General features: G+C 69.3%; 11 protein-coding genes. 3 read left to right on the forward strand and 8 right to left on the reverse strand.

The features are described 5' to 3' along the window. Positions 1 to 4: 4 nt before the first annotated feature. Entirely contained in the window at positions 5 to 1,804 is a 1,800-nt protein-coding gene (locus EIY87_RS35985; RefSeq protein WP_225440256.1) for a type IV secretory system conjugative DNA transfer family protein, read from the reverse strand. A gap of 532 nt (positions 1,805 to 2,336) precedes the next feature. On the opposite strand from EIY87_RS35985, the gene EIY87_RS35990 reads away from it, so the two are divergent. Both EIY87_RS35990 and EIY87_RS36000 read left to right on the forward strand, forming a co-directional pair. Next, a complete protein-coding gene (locus tag EIY87_RS35990; RefSeq protein WP_125314985.1) occupies positions 2,337 to 2,732 on the forward strand; it encodes a histone-like nucleoid-structuring protein Lsr2 in 396 nt (131 codons plus the stop codon). A gap of 838 nt (positions 2,733 to 3,570) precedes the next feature. Beyond that, positions 3,571 to 3,969: a hypothetical protein gene (locus EIY87_RS36000; RefSeq protein WP_125314432.1), complete on the forward strand. Its 399-nt coding sequence runs from the start codon at positions 3,571 to 3,573 to the stop codon at positions 3,967 to 3,969. Between the two features lie 9 nt (positions 3,970 to 3,978). Here the strand turns inward: EIY87_RS36000 and EIY87_RS36005 are convergent, their stop codons facing one another. The 7 genes from EIY87_RS36005 to EIY87_RS36035 form a co-directional block, all read right to left on the reverse strand. Further along, positions 3,979 to 4,992 carry a C40 family peptidase gene (locus EIY87_RS36005; RefSeq protein WP_125314434.1) on the reverse strand — a complete coding sequence of 338 codons (1,014 nt, stop codon included), beginning with the start codon at positions 4,990 to 4,992 and terminating at the stop codon, positions 3,979 to 3,981. Further along, complete coding sequence (locus EIY87_RS36010) at positions 4,989 to 7,019, reverse strand: hypothetical protein (RefSeq protein WP_125314436.1); 2,031 nt, start codon at positions 7,017 to 7,019, stop codon at positions 4,989 to 4,991. Before EIY87_RS36010 ends, EIY87_RS36005 begins: the two co-directional genes overlap by 4 nt. 51 nt (positions 7,020 to 7,070) lie before the next feature. Next, positions 7,071 to 9,638, reverse strand: a complete 2,568-nt coding sequence (locus EIY87_RS36015) for an ATP-binding protein (protein ID WP_225440257.1) — start codon at positions 9,636 to 9,638, stop codon at positions 7,071 to 7,073. A gap of 11 nt (positions 9,639 to 9,649) precedes the next feature. Next, positions 9,650 to 10,105, reverse strand: coding sequence for a hypothetical protein (locus EIY87_RS36020; protein WP_225440258.1), 456 nt, complete (start codon positions 10,103 to 10,105; stop codon positions 9,650 to 9,652). Further along, entirely contained in the window at positions 10,102 to 10,341 is a 240-nt protein-coding gene (locus EIY87_RS36025; RefSeq protein ID WP_086676642.1) for a hypothetical protein, read from the reverse strand. The genes EIY87_RS36020 and EIY87_RS36025 overlap by 4 nt, the downstream gene beginning before the upstream one ends. Before the next feature lie 15 nt (positions 10,342 to 10,356). Continuing rightward, the gene (locus EIY87_RS36030; protein WP_125314439.1) at positions 10,357 to 11,247 is read right to left on the reverse strand and encodes a conjugal transfer protein; all 891 of its coding nucleotides are present in this window, start codon (positions 11,245 to 11,247) and stop codon (positions 10,357 to 10,359) included. A gap of 114 nt (positions 11,248 to 11,361) precedes the next feature. Further along, positions 11,362 to 12,225 (reverse strand): sigma-70 family RNA polymerase sigma factor, encoded by an 864-nt coding sequence (locus EIY87_RS36035; RefSeq protein WP_125314441.1) that lies wholly within the window; start codon positions 12,223 to 12,225, stop codon positions 11,362 to 11,364. Between the two features lie 216 nt (positions 12,226 to 12,441). On the opposite strand from EIY87_RS36035, the gene EIY87_RS36040 reads away from it, so the two are divergent. After that, on the forward strand, positions 12,442 to 14,199 hold the full coding sequence (locus EIY87_RS36040) for a DUF4209 domain-containing protein (RefSeq protein WP_158641431.1): 1,758 nt from the start codon (positions 12,442 to 12,444) through the stop codon (positions 14,197 to 14,199). The last annotated feature ends 331 nt before the right edge of the window (positions 14,200 to 14,530 follow it).

Consider the following 14,530-nt stretch of genomic DNA (forward strand, 5'->3'; position numbering starts at 1 on the left):
GCGATCACTCCACGCTCGAGGTCAGATCGACGCCGGCGCCACTGCCCCGCGTCGGCGGACGTCCGCGCCGCGGCTGCGGGGCCGGCTGTTCGGCCCGCAGGGCGTCGAGGATCCGGTCGTCCAGGTCCTCGAGCTCGTCGAGGACATCGCCGATCGGGCGGCGGGCGAGGTTGGCGTCGAGGGCCTGGTCGACTTCGTCGTTCCACTCGGGGTGGAAGTGCTCGGCGAACTCGTCGTCGACGTGCAGGCCACGGATCTTGAACGGTGTCGTGCGCTGGCCGCCGAGGGTGACGGTGACGACGTGGTGGAACTGCTCCAGCTCGGTCACCGTCGCCGGCTGCACCAGCCCGCCGAACTCCCGCGCCACCGTGCGGGCGCCGTCAATCGCCGCGGCGGAGGTCATCAGCAGCGACTGGTTCTGCAGCAGCGCCCTGCGCGTCTCTGCGGCGAGGCGGTCGGGCATCTGGTTCATCGCGTGCAGCGCGACCCGGTACTTGCGCAGCTGTTCGAGAATCGCCGCGAGATAGCCGCGGGAGGCGCCGTCGACCGCGGCTAGCTCGTCGACGAACGCGTCGCACCTGCGCCGCTTCTCCACCGGGGTGTCCGCGCGGGAGCGGCCGGCCCGGAACAGGTCGTAGATCATGAACGACGTGATCAGCTTGTTCGTCTCGCCCGTGCCGCTGGTGCAGACGAACACGATCCGCCCGGTGTCCATCGCCTTGCGGACGTCGTAGGTCGTCACCGACGAGCCGAGAAACGCCGACAGCGTCGGGCTGGTCCGCAGGCGGTTGATGATGTTGGTGACGACGGTCGTCGCGTCCGGGGCCAGCTTCGGGAACGAGTCCGTCCAATAGCGACGGACGCTCGGCTTCAGCACGGGCAGGATCGTCTCGCGCCAGGTCTCGTCGTCCAGGAGCGTGGGGATCTGGAAGATAGTCGGCGCGCAGTCCGCCGGCAGCCGCATCGCGAGGTAGCAAAGCGCCTCGCAGGCCTTGGTAAGGATCGACTTCGCCCGCGGCGCGGCATCACCCCACCCGAGCGCCGCGGCGAACGAGGTCACGACCGCGTCGACGCGGTCCTCGATATCGGACTCGGTGAACCCCTGCATGCTCAACGGATTCCAACCGGGCAACCGCTTGCCCCGCCCGCGGACGTCGAGGTTCACCTCCCACAACCGCGCTCGCAACCCCGGGTCGGAAAGGTAGGGCTTCGCGCGTTTCCAGCCGTCGGCGTGCGGGTCGAGGAACCACACACCGCCGCCCAGCCGGGCGATCTCGATCGCCTGCACCAGGGCTTCCTCGGTCTTCCCGAAGCCGGCCTTGCCGAAGCGGGCCGAGAACAGCAGCTCGTGCAGGGGCACGCCGACCAGCCGCTCGTCGCCGTTGACGTCGGTGACGTACCCGAGCCGCACCAGCCCCGTCCCCGGCCGGTAGGTCGGCACCTCTCGCGGCGCCGGAAGCACCCAGCCGCGGCTGCGGGCGATCGCCGGCGACTGACAGCGTCCGGACGGCGGCTTCAGCAGACCGGCGATCTCGCTGGTCGTCACGAATGAGCCCGCCCGCGGCTTCGCCAGCCCGGTCCGGAAACGCCGGTCGAACCGCCGGCGCACCAGCACGGTGTCCGCGCCGAAGTGCCAGCCGAGAACCCGCGGCCCGCGAACGCGCCAGTAGTTCTCGCCGCGGAAGATGTCGAACGCCCCGATGACGCTGCGCAGGTGCGCCTGCACCCGGCCGGGAATCTCCGAGACACAGCGGATCAGCACCTGGATCGCGAACACCGGTTCGTCGGTCACGAACTTGTTCACCACTCGTTGCGGGGAAGGTGTCGCATTCCGAGAACGGGCACCGGCCGATGTACGCGCGATCGGCAAAAACTCGCCAAGTAGTTCCACTGCGGCGTCAGCGACTACGCCGAATGGCCGCACATCGTTTCCTCGGGAATGCGACGCGGCACGGCGAGCCAGGTGCCGGATACGTGCCGGTGTGAGCGGGATGAGATCGAGGCAGACCTGCACCGCCTCACCGAGATCCACACGGACATCACCGAGCGCGTTCGCCAGTGTCTGCAGTGGATCGTCCGGGCGGATCGGCAACGCACGCAACGGAAGGTGACTCGGACGCGCCAGAACGAGCTCGGCCCGTGCCACGTGCAGGTCCGATGAGGAATGCTTACCGTGCACGGCGGGTTCTCCTCCCACGAACGCGAACGTCCGACGTTCGCACCCTCAGTCACGGCAATGAGGAGCCAGTTTTATGCGCCAATGATGGGGGTGAATGTTCCTTTGTGCGCAACCTGTGGATACACTCAGCCGAAGCACCCCATTCCGAGGAGCATCAATGGCCCAGAAAGTGCTAGTCGAGATCCTCGACGACCTCGACGGCAGCACCGCAGCCCAAACTGTCCAGTTCGGCCTCGACGGCGTGACCTACGAGATCGACCTCTCCGACGAGAACGCGTCCGTCCTGCGCGAGACGCTGGCCCGATTCATCGGTGCCGGACGCCGCATCGGCGGCCGCAAGGTCCGCGCCGCGACCGGCCAGCCGACCGCCCCCACCGCGGCCGACCGCGAACGCAACCGGCAGATCCGCGCCTGGGCCAACGCGAACGGCTACGAGGTCTCCGACCGGGGACGGCTGTCCACCGAAGTGGTCTCCGGCTACGAGCAGGCCCAAACCGCGGCGTCCGAAGCACCAGCACCGCGAAGGCGCTCTCCACGCAAGAAGGCCGCCTGAGAGATCACCGCGTTCCTGCCGTCGGTGGGAGGTGACATCACCCTCGCCGCCGACGGAGGAGGTTTCGCCCTCGGACGTCACCCGCCGGATTTCAACGTCGGGGTAGCTGAGCTTGTTGAGCACGCCGGTCACGGACTCGCGCCCCTCCACGCTCATCACCATCTTCCCGAACTCCGGGTCCGTGCCGAACCGGATCCGCACCCCGACCACCGATCGCGGCACCCACCCGTGCACCGGCCGCACGCGCCCCAGCTGGTGCGCGAACGCCAGCACCGCCTGCGGCGACGGGTCGAAGGTGGTCGTCGGCAAGAGGTCGAACCGGACACGGGAGCGGAGGTGGTGGGAACGAAGGTGTCGGTGGAGGACGAAGACCGCGATCAGGATCGCGACCGCGGCGGTGGTCACCCACCAGAACGCGCCGCTCGTGAGCACGTCGCCCAGACGGAGCGCCTTCGGCGCACTGTTTCCCAGCATGGCCTGACGGCCATGCGTGCCGGGGAACATGTCGGCATTAGGAGCCATGCTGAAAACCGAGCGCTGACCTCGCGAAAGTTGGTCCCGCGCGGCGCGAGCCAACGCGCTGCCAACGTCGATGCCGATGATTGTTCCGATCGTCATGGCTCCCCGCCTCCCGCACTGGCTCCTGCTGCGAGACGAGACACGGAGGCCGTCCACACCTGACGATGCAGAGGCTGGCTCGCGATGACGGTTCGTGGTCGGGCACGATGGTCGGGTGCGTACGGAGCCTGGCTGCAAGAGCTCGCGCGATCACTTGCTCGAATCGCTGCGCTTGTTCGCACACATCTACCCTGCGCTACCAGGTCGCCGGTTCCGCAGCGTGGAGGATCTCGTTCTCACCTACGGCCGCTGGTTCACGCCGAGCCGCCTGCCGATCGACCGCCCCACGGGCTCCCTGCAACGATGCTTCGCTAACGCGGCCAGGCACAGCTGCGAGTACGACCTGTTCTACGTCGAGGGCTACGCGACAGCGAACTCGGCCGCACCATTCCCGCACGCCTGGTGCTCCCGCCCGGACGGAACCGTCGAAGACCCCACCTGGAACGGCGACGGCACCAACTACTTCGGCATACCGTTCACCGCGGATTTCATCCGAAGTCGTGACCTGCGGCGCGAGAACGGGCCCCTGCTCTTCGACCAGCACCTAACCGGTTGGCAGCTACTCCACGGCGGCATCCCGGACGGCGCGATCGCCGCGGTCGGTCAGCCCCACAGCTAGGTTCCCGCGTCACGCGGAACTTGCGGGCCGCGTCGCGCCCACAGGGCGGCCGATGGCGTCGACGCGGACCGGCTTGCCGAAGTCCGGCGCGTTGATCATCATGCCGGGCGAAAGGACGAGCCCGACGTGGGTGATGTGGTTGCTGCTCGTGCCGAAGAAGACGAGATCCCCGGGTTGCAGCTGATCGAGGGCGACCCGAGGGCCGGCGCCGTACTGGGTTTGCGCGGTTCGGGGCAGATCGATTCCAGCTGCTCCGTAGGCCGCCTTGACGAGACCGGAACAGTCGAATCCCCGGTCGCCGTTCGCCGGGCCGTCGCCGCCCCAGACGTACGGCAGGCCGAGTTGCTCGCAGGCGAACTCGATCGCGGTCCTGACGGCCTTGCTCGACGTTCGGATCGACGTGCAGTCGCTCCCGCGAGCCGCGCGACGGTATGTGTCCGCTTGGTCAAGGACCTTCTTCACGTACCACTCGGCGTGGTTGTAAGCGAAGATCGCGGCGCGGAAGTCGCGGCCATCGCGGGCGCCGGAGTCGCAGAGGTAGGCCGCCGCCGCGTAGATCGCGTCATGCGGGTTGTACCGAGACGGCGGGTGCGCGCCGCCGGGCGGGATCGGGTGACGAGCGACGACACCGTCGAAGGTCGACTGGAGGAACTGCATCGGACCGCCGGCCTTGGCGCTGTTCACCCCGCTGTGAACGCCGGGCAGCGGGGAACGACCGTGGTCGGTTTCGACCTTGCCGATGGCGGCGAGGATCGACCAGTCGAGGCCGGGACAGGTCTGCGCGGCCTGGCGGTAGAGAGCGAGGTACTCAGCCGGGATGTCCGCCACAGCTCCGGCAGGGGCAGCCGCCGAACTGGTGTCGCTGGTCCCGGTCAGCGCGGTGAGAAGGAAGACGACGATGAGCACGCAGATGGCGGGCGGACCAAGGAGCAGCAGCGCAGCGACGCAGCCCCACCGGCCAGGGTGCTCACGGAGGTGTTCTCGCGCGCACTCGGCGGCGCGCAGCGCGAGTAGCGGGTTCATCGCCGGTCCGCGGAGTTGCCGAGACGGTCACGCAGTCGCTGAGCCCACGGAGTCGCTGGCGGGAGCATCGCCGGTGGCAACGGTGGCTCGCCCGACGGCTTCGGGAGGAATCCACGGCCGCGAGCCGCGGTACCGAGGTTGGTGCCGGTGAACTCCGGCTTTCGTCCGGCGACCGGCGGCGTCACCCTGCCGAGCTCACCGGCGAGGTACGTCGACGGCTCCTGCTTCTGCCGGCCTGAGCGGTCACCGAGCGAGCCGAGCACCATGGTCGCGGCATGCCAGGCCGGTACGACACCCGTCGCCGCGCCGAGGTTGCCGGCGTACGCGGCCGTATAGGTCTTCGCGGTTTCGGCACGACGAGCCAGCGCAGCCTTGGCGACACCGGCTTTCGCGGTGAGCGCGGTCTGCGCCCGATGCGCGGCTTGCGGCCAGGAGACCGGCGCCCCGACGGTGTACTTGAGCACCTTCCCGCCGGCCTGCCCGCCGACGCGGCTGGCGGCGACGAGGCGGTCCTTCAGCTGGCCGACCGGGGCGAGCGTCTCCGCGAACGCCGACGTCCCGGCCCTGACCGTGCGGGCGAGCCGATCCGGGCCGGCGGGGACGACCGGCGCCGGCAACGCCTTCGAGGCGCGGCGTGGCCTGCCGAGCCGCTGCAGCCGGGAGTTGAGCTGGCCGCGGACGCGCTGGAGGTTCGCGGCCAGGCGTTTGCGGAACAGGAAACCGGAGAACACGACCAGGTCGATGACCGCGAACCGGACCAGCTGCGGGCCGAGGTCGGCCACCATGAGCGTGCGCAGCAGCACGGTCATCACAGCGAGGAAAATCATGCCGGCCAGGAGCCGGGCGATGGTCGCGGCGATCGAACTGATCCGGTAGGCGAGCTGGTGCTGCAGCGACGGCACCAACGCGGCGACCAGGGCGAGTGCGAGCAGGAGGCCCTCGAACAGCAGCAGGTACGGGGCGAGGACCTGGACGGCGTTGAGGCAGATCACCAGAATCGCGAACAGGAGCATCGCGATCGCGTACAGCCAGGCGCCGAGGGCACGGTCGCCGTCGGCGACCTCGTTGTACCTGCCGTAATCCCCAGGGCAGCCATCAAGTTCGCGGGCCTGGGTGCTGTCGTCCTTGCCGGACCATGGCCCTTCGTCGAGCACCCTTTTGACCGAGTACTGGCACGCACCGCCGACGCCCTTGACGCGGCTGATCGGCGTGCCGTAGTTGAGCGTCTCCCACGGGGTGATCAGCAGGCTGTCGATGAACGCTTGGCCGATCGGCGCGGCCGGATTCCCCGTGCCGCCCGGGTCTTGGCCCATGATGACGCTGGAGACGTCGGCGCCCAGGTCGCGAGACAGCGACAGCACGCCGTCGTCGCCGATGAGGAAGTCGACGGGATGGGTGAGAATCGCGATGGCGAGGACGTTGACCGCGATGGTGGACGCGGTTTCCCGCCACGCTCTCGAGGTCAGGCCACGGGCGAACAGCAGGCCGAGATAGCAGGTCGCGACGAGCAGCGCGATCTCACGCAGCTTCAGCTCGCCGATGACGGAGGTCTGCCAGATGCCTTCGAGGCTGCGAGCCGGCGCCTTGATCCAGTCGAAGACCTGGGTGGAGGCGGCCCATTCGGTGAACCAGACCGAGAACCCGACCGCGTACTTGCCGACGGCGAAGCCGATGTTGCCCAGCCACAGCCAGATCGCCGGCATCGGATTGTCCAACAGGCCGGGCAGGTTCGCGAAGAGGTCGTAGTTGTGGAGATCGCGGCCGTAGCCGTCATCGATGCTGAATATCCCGCCGAGGTGAACGTGGTGCCCGGGATCGTCCTGCAACGGCAGCGGCGGCGCTTCCGGGTCCGGCTTCGGTGGTGGCGTCTGGTTTCCGGGAATCCACAAGCAGGTCGGGTACGGTTCACACGGGTTCCGCGGCAGCGGAACTGTTTGGCCATCTGCTTCCCGGGGCGCGAGAAGTCCAATAAGGACGACGACCCCAGCGATAGCGAGCGCACGAGTTCCGCCGGTGCTCAGCCTCATCCGCCCTCCTCGGCCCGGTCTCTCCTGAGACAGGGCACGCGAGGCCGGTCTTCAATGCGCCCGGTGGCCTCGGGACACGTCGGGGGTCGTCAGAACGGCGTCCGGCAGCGTGCGGTACGGCTGGATGAGGACCTTGACCTTGCCGATCCGTCCACTGTGGTCACGGGCCAGAAACTCCCCCGCACGAGCGCGTCGCTCGTCCTCGCCGCCGGCCGGGTTGAGCGGCGAGAGGTCTTTGGTTACGACTTCGTGGTAGCGGGCGTCCGCGGGATCGACGCCGAGCCACGCCAGGCCGCTGCGAGCGAGACCGTCGTCGCGGTGGCGGCCGAGGAACCGCACCGCGATCAGGCCGCGCAGGACCTCGTCGCCGAGGTCTTTCGGTGCGTGGGAGCCGAACGCGGCGTCGGCGCCGTGCTTGCGGCCGTCGCGGACGAACTCCAGGGCGATCTGCTGGCCTTCGGGGGTGCCGGTGACGTTGTAAGCCTCGTCGCAGATGAACTCGCCCCACCGGCCCGGGGTGAAGCAGATCTCCTTGGCGATCGCGGCGATCAGCAGGTGGAAAGCGCGACCGAAGAGCTTGCGCGGCGAGATCCGCGCGGCCATCCGCTCGTTGCTCATCTCCAGCGCACTCGGCAACGGGATCTCGTTGGTGCAGAACACGACCATGTCAGCGCCGAACAGGTCGACCGGCGTGAGGTCGGGGTCGAAGATCGGGCGGGTGATCGGATCACGCCGCAGCCGCTCGAGCCGGTCGGCCAGCGCCCGGGCGGCCGGGTCGCGGGCGCCGTGCTCGCGGAGGGTGTCGACAAGTCGGTTGCTGGAGGCGTCCGGGTGGCCGCTGACGTCGTCGAGGCCGCGGCCGAGCGCGTCCCGCTCCGGGGAGTTGGACTCCAGGTCCAGCCACGAGGCGAAGAACGTCTCGGCGATCCCGGTGCTGGACTTGCCGGGGGTGCGGAAGACGCGCAGCGGGTCGCAGGAGTGCCGCAGCTCGGCCGCGGCGGGCCGGTCGTCGAGGCTGGGGTCGATGATGTCGACGATCTGGGCGTTTCCCGGCAGCGCGGCGGCAACCGGTGCCCATTCGCGGCTGCGGGTCCGGTCGATGACGATCACCCGCCCGTCGATCATCAGCCGCACGACCGCGGCAACGTTCTTCAAGATCACCGACTTGCCCGCGCCGAGCTCGCCGATGACCGCGATCCCGCCGGACGAGTCGTGCGTCGGGCCGTAGGTCGGGTCGAGGAGGAACGGGGTGGTGGCGCCGCCGTCGACGGTCAGCCCGAACAGCGCGCCGGTGGGGTCGCCGAAGTCGGTCGCCGAGACCGGTAGCAGCATGGCGGCGTCGGTGGCGAGGAGGTTCTGGCTGCACTCGCGCAGCACCATCGGTGTCCGGCTGCCCGGCAACATCGCCTGATACAGCTGCCGCTGCCCACCCAGCGGGCGTTCCCATCGGTACTCACCGCCGAGGAACGCCTGCCGCAGCGCTTTGGCGCGGGCGTCGGCGTCGCGGGCGGTCGAACCCCAGACGCAGGCCACGATGCCGACCTCGAGGTCGATCTCGGTGGAACTGGCGCCGAGGCGGGCGTTCTTGTGCTGGATCTCCTCCTGCGCCGAGATGACGTCCGCCGGGACGCCGGCGGTGTCGCCGGCGTGCTCCTCGTCCTGGCTCATCAGGTCCCGGGTCCGGCGCCGGTTGACGGCGCGGGCGTCCTCGTTCGAACGGGCGGTGATCCGCAGCGCGTAGTCGACGCCGAACCCGATGTCGGCCAGCCGGGCCAGGATCTCGTGGCCGGGGAAGGTGAATGCCCGCGGCATCTCGGCCAGCACGAGGAAGCCCTGGTAGCTGGCGGCCGCGCCGTCGTCGTGCGGGGTCACGCACTTGAGGAACCGGCGGTTCAGCAACCCGAGCGGTCCCCAGCCCTGCCGATCCTCGGGCGCGTCCGTCCGACCACCTTCGTCGAACACGCAGCTACGCAACATCGTCAGCCGAGCGCGCCCACTCCCCCGCCGCACGGCGATGCCGGTGTTGTGGACGGCACCGGTCCGCTCGAGCTGCGGCTCGTCCAACCCACGGACCGCGGCGCGGGTGAGCCACCACAAGAGCTCCGCCTCCGTCGCCGACCGGAACGGCACCGCTCCACCGAGCTCTTGGGCCGCCACCCGCGCCCGCTCCCGCCCGGCCGCCACCGCGCTGGCGGAGGCTGGCCGAGCGGGCAGGCCGAGCAGCTCGCCGACCGCGGCGGCCATCGCGCGGGTCGTCGCGCCGGCGGCGTCTTTCCAGCCGTGGCCGGTGAGGGGTTTGGCGAGCCAGAAGCTGCGGCCGAGGACGTCAAGGTCGTCGAGTTGGTCCCAGGCGTTGTGGACGGTCTCGGCCCAGTGCGGGTTCGCGTCCAGATCGATCCCGTCGAGACAGCGCCGCACAATCGCGTGCGGCTGGACCTGCTCGCACAGCGATGCGATCATCACCTCGCCGCGCAGCGACTTCATCAGCGTCACCGTGCGGTCGTACAGCTCCCGCAGCTGCCGCCCGGTGGACCGGGCACTCTCGTGCGGCAGCACCCGCCACACCGCCCACACCGAGCCGTCGACGCAAAACAGCAGGTTGCCCGCCACGTCGGTCACCGGAGACTCCATCACCGCTCCCGAGCGTGGGCCAGCACCTGTTGCAACGACGACACCGGCTCCTCGCCCACGTCGCCGAGGTGCACGTACAGCCAGCCACGGTGGCGCTCCGGCCGCGAGGGCCGGTACGGGCGGCGGCCGAGCATGCCAGCCGGCGGCGCGAGCACGTGCGCGGAGAACCCGGCGAGCCAGCCCAGCGTGGTGCGGGACTCGATGCGAGCGCGACGGAGGAACACCGCCGACAACGGCAGCCCCCAGCGGGCCGGCCCGAGCCAGTCCAGCAACGGCAGCTTCCACACGACGACCAGCAAGATCAGGAACAGGGTCCCCTGGGTGACGGTGTAGGGGCCACCGGGCAGGTAGCCACCGTCGCGACCGGGCATCCGCCCGAACATCCGCGGGAACCGGCGCGACCGGGTGTAGGAGCGGCCGACCAGCACGTCGCCGCGGCTCTTCGGCGCGCTCAATGGGTGAACCAGGCGCCGAACATGCCGGCGACCCCGTCGAGGTTGAGCAGGATGCCGAGGAAGATCGCCGCGATCACCCCGTACTTGATCGCCCGGGTGAAGTTCCCGCGGGTGCCGATCAGCAGCCCGATCCCGCCAACGATCGCGGCGAGCAGGATCAGCCGGCGGACGGACTGGTCACCCCAGGCCAGGTTGGTGTCGATCCAGGACTTCACGTCCGCGGCCAGCACGATCATCGGACTTCCCCTCGCCTACCGGCCCGCGATCAGCGGCGCCGGTTCGATGCGGTTGATCTCCCACCGGCCGGCCCGCGCGACGAGCGTCAGCGCGTAGTCGACGGGTGTGTTCTGCCCGGTGGCGTCCCAGCCCCAGGCGCGGGTGAAGCTGTGGACAACCGTCCCGTCGACCGGCCTCGCCGCCTGGCCCGGCTCGAACTTCTCGTGCGTGCGCACCTCGGCGACCTGCACCGCCGTGTACGGCGCCGGCCGCGGCAGGGCAAGGCTTGCCCCGGGGCTGACGAACCGGTCGAGCTGCCCTTGCCCCGCCAGGTAGGCGGCCAGAAACCCGGTGACCGACTGCCCGAGCGGGCCGCCCGGATCGGCGAGCTCGTCGTAAGCCAGCTCGACGGCGCCGCCGATGCCCGGACAAGCCACCGGAGTGGGCAAGGCCGCGGCGACATAGGCGGCCTCCGTACCGGTCATCGCTACCTGGGCGCACAGCAGCGTCGCCGCGCGCTTGCCGTCCGGCTGCAGCACCAGCACGTCGGCGACCACCACGATCGACCACACCGCCGGCGCCGGCGAGACCGCCGAGACCACCGCGGTGTCGACCGGAACCTGCGTCCCCACGGCCCGCTGCGACTTCATCCCGGGCGGATAGAAGGTCTCGAGATCCGCCGGGTCGTCCCGGGTCGCCGAGAGCCAGGACCGCACGTACATCTCCGCCCAACCCTCCGGCGAGGAAGAGGGCGCGGGTGCACCGCCGTCCCGCATCGACGGCGCACCCGCTGGCTGGAGAACGATCAGACCGGCGATCATCAGAAGCGGGGCGGCCAGCACGGCCAACCACGCCACCCACCGGCCGACACGGCGGGTCGCACCCCGCAGCGCAGGCTCGAGCTCCGCGTCGGGCAGCAGCTTCACCAGCGGGCTGCTGCCCGCGCCGCTGCGGTCGTGACGACGGAACACGACTCGACCTCCTGTGCGTTTCCTGCGGGCTGTTGCTCAGAGGCACGCAGGTCGGACCGCTGGTGTGATTCAGCCAGCCCAGGGCAGGTGATGGCCGCGAAACTCTGTCGCGGCCTCGGCCAGCTGCTCGAACGCCCGGCGGCGGTGCCGGGTGATCGTGGGCTGGCTCAGCCCGATCAGCGCGCCGATCTGCCGGTCCGTGGCGACGCCGTCCCGACCGAGCGGGCCATCGAAGTAACGGGTGGTCAGGATGGCGGCGGAGTGCTCGTCGAGCCGCTCTTCCTCCACCGCCCACGCCAGCAGCTCGAGCAGTTCTTCCGACGCATCGGGCTCGGCAGGGACGGCCCCCAAAGGCCGGTAGACCTGGTCGTCGTCCATGCTGACCACGTCCGCGGCGGCCTGGCCGTGGTCGACGCCGAAGTCCCGCTGCGCGGCCCGCTGGGTCTCGCGCACCAGGTTCGCCGCGACGTGATGCCGCCGCCGAAGCGGGTAGCACCGGGTCTGCTCCCAGAGGTGCCCGATCACCGACGCCTGGATGTCACGGCTGTCTTCCGAGGCCGAGACGCCACCACCGGTTACGCCACGGCGTACGCCGACCACGCCGGCGGCTGCACGAGTTGCCCGGACAACCCTGCCGACGATGCCCGGGACAGCCGGCAGCAGCGCGTTCACGACGATCTCGGTGGCGACGACACCCGAGTTTGCCGGTTCCGCAGCCCGGACCAAGAGTGCGTGAAGCACTTCATCGTGGCGGCCGTAGTCTCGGGTGGCCAGGATGGCAACGAGGTCTCCGTGGGATGGAGCGTCCGAAAGCGCGGTGTCCTCGGCGGCCCAGCCACGGAGAACCTGATCGAATCGCGCCACGCCCCGGGGATCGCTGAACTCCTTCTGCAACATGGTCAACGGACTGTTCTCAGTGGACCGGCTGTTCATAGCGCCAGCTCCCTCGCTCGGATGACAAGAACCGAGTCAGCGTCCGAACCGGTGCTCGCGCCATTCCTGGCCCGCGACCTTGCCCTACCGCGGGGCAAGCCAACACCACCCGAATGGGTAACTACACCTCGCTTCGGATTCAGCTCGTGTAGCAGTGACCCGTGGTCAGCGAAAACTCCGCGACGTTCGAGGAAGGCCCCCGGTACCGTGTCGGCCGTGTCCAGTACTGCACAAGAAGGCCTGCAGTTCGACCTCTCCTCCAAGCGGATCGGCGAACTCATCACGCTGGCGGACAGCGCCGCTGCCGCGGCCAGCACCGGGTGGCACGAGGTGTCGACCTCATTGCAGCCCTGCCGGGACGCCGCTGACATCGACGCCATCGCGGTCGCCTTCGACTATCGGATGACGGAGGCCGGGGAAGCCGACGAGTCGGTGTTCGCTTCGGCGTGGACGCTGGGCGGGAAGACGTATCCGGCGCCGCTTGGCACGCTGCCGACGTCGGTCGCCGACCTCTGGGCGGCGGTCGCAGATTCCTCCTCGACTTCCCCGGTACGCGCGCGCCTGAACGATCTCCTCTTCTCCCTCGGTCGGCAGCCCCGGCACATCCACGCGGAACGAGCCTGCCTCGCATATTTGGAACTGAGCGTCGGAAACTGGATCCCGCTCTACCGAGCCCTCGCCTTGGTCCGTGCGCTCGACATCGCCCGCCAAATGAAGCGCGACGACTTGGCCCAGCGCACGATGGCACAGATGATCACCGACGCCCGCGAGTACGTCGAGGACGCCGAGTGGCATCCGGGAGTCCCGTTCCGGCTGCTCAAGCGGCTGGTCGCCGAGAAGAACCCGCCCGAAGCAGTCGACGACCTCCTTGCCACAGCGCGCACCCGCTACGCCGACGATCCGCACATCGAGGCGGACGTGGCCGCTCTGCAACGGCGTCGTGCGAAGGGCAACAAGGACGAACTCGATCGGATCGACCGCGAAATCGCCACGATCTGGATTGCGGCCGCCGAGACGACGTGGGGCCTGCGGAAGATGAACCACCTCATCAAGGCCATCGAATACTCCCGCAACCACGGGCACAACGACCTCGTCGCCCAGGCCACCAAGGCCCTGCAGGAAATCGACAACGACGAAATGGGGCTGCAAAGTATCAGACGATCCGTCGAGATCCCCGGCGAGCAGATCCGCCGATGGGTGGACCACATCGCCGCCGACGACGACTGGCGCGTTTGCCTGCAGCGGTTCACTCACGGAGGCATCGGCGTCCCGCCCAGCGGGCTCACTGACGAAAACCGTGCGCGGGTGGAAGTCCTCAAGCAGCAAGCACCGCTATTTTCGATGACTCCCCGGGTGATGCTCGGCGGCGACGGGCTCCCCCGCTGGCGGCCGCAGGACGACGACGAGCGGGAACTGCAGAAGCTCGCCTTTGTCGAGTCCACTACCATGGATTTCACTGCCCCGATCTTCGCCCAGGCACTCGTCGAGATCGGGACCAATCACAGCCCCAGCCGTGAAGAGCTCCAGGACTTCTTCGTCGCCCAGAATCCCTCCATCTCCGCAGAGATCGCGCGTGTGCTGGCCGACTGCTTGTTGCGCTACTGGTCGGGGGACGACGAAGCCTGCGTCTACCTGCTGGCGCCGAAGATCGAGACGATGTTGCGCAACCTCGCCCGGAGCTTGGACGAGCCGGTCTACCAGACCCAGCGCAACACCACGCCCGGAAAGTACGTCGGCGTCGGCGTTCTCTTGCAGTTCCTCGGGAAGCGCGGACTTGACGAGTCCTGGGGACGGTACCTCGCGATACTGCTATCCAGCCCGATGGGGTGGAACGCCCGGAACGAGCTCGCCCACGGCTTCTTCGAAGGCGTACCCGGCCCCCTGGCCGCCCTGCTCCTCCAAGCTGCCCTGTACATCGCGACACTCCAGCCAAGCTCGGACGAGCCCAGCGAAGATGGCGACGGCTCGTCGTAGGCGAGCCAGAGACGTCTCACCCCCCGTCGGCCGCCGGAGACCGTTACGAACTCAGTGGTTACTTCGTCGATTCAGTGCCGCTCGCGCACCGTGCCGTCCGCCGAGGTCCGGCGGACGTCTTCGATCGTGGAGTCATGCCCACCTTTTCGGAGGCCCAGCACGCCGCGACGGCGGCCTTACTGGTCCAGCCCGGAGGGCGTCGACGAAGGGACGCGGCCAGCCAGCCACAGTCGTTCGAGCCAGGAAAGGGCGTCCATGGCTCGAGCCGATCACCAAACAGCGTGAATCCCGGCAATCTCTCCCGAATGTCCTGGATGGCGCGTCGCACACG

Source organism: Amycolatopsis eburnea (assembly GCF_003937945.1).
Lineage (GTDB): Bacteria > Actinomycetota > Actinomycetes > Mycobacteriales > Pseudonocardiaceae > Amycolatopsis > Amycolatopsis eburnea.

Bases quoted from the DNA above. Each gene is read 5' to 3' on its own strand.
- EIY87_RS35990 (WP_125314985.1), top strand. From the start codon at position 2,337: ATGGCCCAGAAAGTGCTAGTCGAGATCCTCGACGACCTCGACGGCAGC.
- EIY87_RS36005 (WP_125314434.1), bottom strand. From the start codon at position 4,992: ATGAACCCGCTACTCGCGCTGCGCGCCGCCGAGTGCGCGCGAGAACAC.
- EIY87_RS36010 (WP_125314436.1), bottom strand. From the start codon at position 7,019: ATGAGGCTGAGCACCGGCGGAACTCGTGCGCTCGCTATCGCTGGGGTC.
- EIY87_RS36025 (WP_086676642.1), bottom strand. From the start codon at position 10,341: ATGATCGTGCTGGCCGCGGACGTGAAGTCCTGGATCGACACCAACCTG.
- EIY87_RS36035 (WP_125314441.1), bottom strand. From the start codon at position 12,225: ATGAACAGCCGGTCCACTGAGAACAGTCCGTTGACCATGTTGCAGAAG.